3 protein-coding genes are annotated in these 4,047 nt (G+C 43.6%); all 3 read right to left on the reverse strand.

The genetic code is table 11. The features are described 5' to 3' along the window. The coding region (locus A5294_RS02720) for an ABC transporter transmembrane domain-containing protein (RefSeq protein ID WP_255359446.1) at positions 1–419 on the reverse strand (419 nt) is incomplete at its 3' end. Positions 420–421: 2 nt separating this feature from the next. Continuing rightward, positions 422–2,236, reverse strand: coding sequence for an ABC transporter ATP-binding protein (locus tag A5294_RS02725; RefSeq protein WP_064340402.1), 1,815 nt, complete (start codon positions 2,234–2,236; stop codon positions 422–424). A 179-nt stretch (positions 2,237–2,415) separates the two neighbouring features. Next, positions 2,416–4,047, reverse strand: a 1,632-nt coding sequence (locus A5294_RS02730; protein WP_064340403.1) for an ABC transporter family substrate-binding protein, incomplete at its 5' end; no start/stop codon positions are given.

Below are 4,047 nucleotides of genomic sequence, written 5' to 3' on the forward strand. Positions count from 1 at the left end.
TAGTTTACAATGCGAATCAGAATTTTCCCATGCGGACGCGAATCAAAATAATCAAAAGACAGTGATTGCACATGCGTAAAAATATCGCGACGCATGTCTTTGATTATCATCTGGCCGATGCGTGTAATCGCTAAAGTTCTGTATGCTAAACCGAGTTCATACAATATAATGAGCACTGCAAATACTGCAATAATTGTATATAAATAATTGACGTTTTTCTGAGGCAATACAACGTCGATTAGCGTTTTTGTAATCATTGGCATCGCTGTCATAATTATGCTGCCGCTAATAACTACCATAATTACGAATAGAAGTTTAGTAGCATACGGCTTCATATATTTTCTAACGCGCATAAGCTCGTGCACATTTATGTGTTCTTCTTGAGCTTCGTCTTCACGATAAGTATTACGTTGTGCCATTTCTACTCCCCCTTCGTTTCGAATCCTGCAGACCTGCCAGTTTTAAAGCCAAGTTGCTTTCTATAGATCTCCCAATACCTCCCGTGCGCCGCAACAAGCTGAGCATGCGTGCCACGTTCAACAATTTTCCCGTGATCTAGCACAACAATCATGTCTGCATCTTTAACGGATGAAATTCTGTGCGCAATAGTGATTATTGTGCGCGTGCCATCAAGCTTTTTCAGCTCCTGCTGAATATGCTCTTCCGTTTCCATATCTACAGCAGAAGTTGTATCGTCCATAATCAAGATTGCAGGATTATTTGCCAACGCTCTAGCTAAGCTCAAACGCTGCTTTTGCCCACCAGAAAGACCTACCCCGCGCTCGCCTACTACTGTTTCATAACCTTCTGGCATATCCATAATAAAATCGTCTGCTGCAGCAATTGTTGCCATCGTGCGAATGGTATTATCTAATTCCTTACAATTTTCTTTAGTTTGAGGTAATCCAAAACTAATATTTCCTGCAATAGTGTCCGAAAATAGGAATGTTTCCTGCGCAACTATGCTAACTTGGTTACGAACAGTTTCTAACGGCCATTCGCGCACGTCTTTTCCGTCAATTAAAACACGACCACGCGTAGGATCATAGAATCTTGCTATAAGACTTACGAGAGTTGATTTGCCGGAACCAGTTTCACCAAGAATACCCAGTTTGCTTCCAGCAGGAATGTCTAAATCAATATCTTTTAAGATTGGAGAGTCTTGATCGTCTGGGAATGAAAAATCAACATGCTCAAAAGTAATTTTACCTCTAATTTTAACGGTTTCGTCCGATTCTTTTGGATGTCTAATATGCGATTCTTGCGTAAGAAGTTTGCGAATATTCACGCATCCTGCGTTAAAACGCTGCCAATCATTAATAAGCCAGCCCACCATTCGTACAGGCATGTGTAGCATCCAAAGGAAGCTGTTAAAAGTGACGAATGTACCTAAAGTCATGTTGCCATTCAAAACAAGCCATCCGCCGAAACCAACTGTTATAAGCTCAAGCACAAAACCCATGCCATCAAGCCAAGGCATGTATTTTTGAGTATTTTTTGCAAGCGTAATATTGCGATTAAAGTAGTCTTCGTTGCACTTATCGAATTTCTTAGTTTCGTAATCCTCACGCACAAAAGCTTTTACTACGCGATTCCCTTCGATATTTTCTTCCACCATTGAATTCATGCGCGCAAAGGATTCACGAATTGCAAGGAATTTCGGTCTAGCTTTTTTGCCCATAATTTTTGCGAGCAGAAACAAAAATGGCGTAATTGACATAAGCGCTAAAGCGAGCTTCCACTGAATTGAAAACATTATAACCAGCGCTAACACGAACATTACTACACAATCTAACGCCATATACGAAACCCAACTTAAAATATGGCGAATCGCGTCAGTATCCGATGTCATACGACTCATAATGTCGCCTGTGCGAGTGTGATTAAAGTACGTAAAATCGAGAGAATGAAGTTTTTCGTACTCGTCGCTCACCAGGCGATACACGGCATTTTGACCAAACTTTTCCATTAAAAGCTGGTAAATATACCTTGAGCCAACGCGAACAATCATCATTGCTACCATCAAAACGCATACGCTTATAAGCAAATTATGCTGTTTGCCAATAATGATTTTGTCTACAATAAAGCCCGAAAGCAACGGCATTGCCATTGCCATCGTGTCATTGATAATAAATAGAAAAATAGCAAGCCAAACTTTCCACATATCCGGCTTACAGTATTGCAATACCCAGCGCACGTTACTCGCATCTTTGCATTTATTTGGATTCACATACATGCGCCAGCTTCTCCTTTGTTTCCGATTTTGCTTTTTGAGACTTAATTTTAAATTAATACTATTTTCTCACATTAGCATACACAAAAAGATGTGGCGTGTAGCCAAAAGACTACACGCCACATGCTATAAGTTAAGCAATCAGCTTAGTAAACTTGCGCGAATTATCGCTACAAATTTACTTACTTCTGCCAGCCCATATCCTCTGGGTAGGTGGTTGCGTAACCAGCAGGGCCGTTGTTAGCAAAGCCCTTCTTGAACACCTGGTAAATAGGAGGAGCAGAAACTGGAAGAGTTCCGTAGAGTGCGAGAGCTGCAGACTCTGCCTTGTTTGCATAATCAGTCTGTTCTTTGTAATCGTAGGTCTTGCCAATCTTGTTGAGCATAGCATCAATCTTCTTATTGCCAACGAGACCGAGGTTGGAATCGCTATCAGACTTGTAAACCTGGCTTGCTGCAGACAAGAAGCTCAATGGAGATTGGGACTGCCATGCCAATGGAAGCACCTGGTACTCGTGCGAAGCAACAACCTCGGAGAACTTAGCAACAGCATGGTTCACAGTCTTGCACTTAATTCCAGCCTTCTTCATCATGGCCTGGAATGCGTTAGCAAGAGCTGCCTGAGTAGAATCATCGCCGAAGAAGGTGAAGGAAATTTCAAGAGTCTTTCCGCCCTTCTCATAGTAACCATCCTTGCCCATCTTGTAGCCAGCAGCTTCAAGGGTCTTCTTAGCGTTTTCGGTGTTGTACTTGCCGTCAGCAGGAAGATTGTTCTTGTAGCCAGCCTGGAACATGGAGAGAAGCTCAGAACCTGGCTGCTCGCTCTTCCAGTTCATGCCCTGGAACTGAATCTTGTTGTAGGTAGCAACGTCGAATGCCTGAACAACAGCCTTACGAACTGCAAGCTCGTTAAGTGGCTTGGACTTAGCGTTGAAGTTAAGCACGCGAACCTTGGTGCTGTAGCCGTAACGCAGCTGAGCGCCCTTAACGCTACGAGCAGACTTGATTGCGTCCTTAGCAGAAATGCTATCGGTTACAGCATCGATTTCACCGTTCTGGAAAGCGTTCAAAGCTGCAGTATCTTCCATACGCTTTACAACAACCTTATCGAGCTTTGCCTTCTTACCCCACCACTTTGGATTGCGGGTGAAAACAACCTGATTTTCGGTTGCGGACTCAATCTGGAATGGACCTGCACCCCACTCATTGTGAGGATTGTTCACCCAACCCTGGTTGAAGGTCTTAACGTCACCGGCCTTTGGATGAACCAGTGGAGCGAAAAGCACTTCCCATGTTGCGCATGGCTTCTCATAAGTCACTACAACCTGCTTTGGAGTGGAACCTTGTTCAACACTCTTGATGCAGTCATAGCCTTCAGTACTTGGGACGGAGTATTCCTTATTCTTGCCGCTCAAAGCCTGCCAAGTAGCCTTAAATGCGGTGTAATCAATATCAGTGCCGTCGTTCCACTTGGCCTTTGGGTTCAAGTTGTACTGAACAACAAGTGGCTTATCGCTAACCTTCTTAACGGAAGTGATGTAGTCAGGGTTGTACTTAAGCTTCTCACCCTTAACGGTGTCATAAGCCATAAGATTTGGCTGGTAGAAGCCCCACAAAGTAGCCATGTAACCAGAGTTACCGTCGTTAGAAGCGTAATTCCAGTTTGGGCCGAGAACAGGAAGAGCAACGGTGTAAGTGCCGCCGTCCTTAACGTTGTCACGTGACTGTGGATTATCGTAACGCTTGTTGACATCTGGCATTGGAAGTTCGCCAGTGTAAGAAGTGTCAACACCAGCAGCTGGCTCTTCAGTCAT

Origin of the sequence: Gardnerella sp. 30-4 (assembly GCF_001641215.1) — a bacterium.
Taxonomy (GTDB): Bacteria; Actinomycetota; Actinomycetes; order Actinomycetales; family Bifidobacteriaceae; genus Bifidobacterium; species Bifidobacterium leopoldii.

Excerpts from the sequence above, each read along its gene's own strand:
- A5294_RS02725 (WP_064340402.1), bottom strand. The coding sequence starts at position 2,236 with ATGTATGTGAATCCAAATAAATGCAAAGATGCGAGTAACGTGCGCTGG.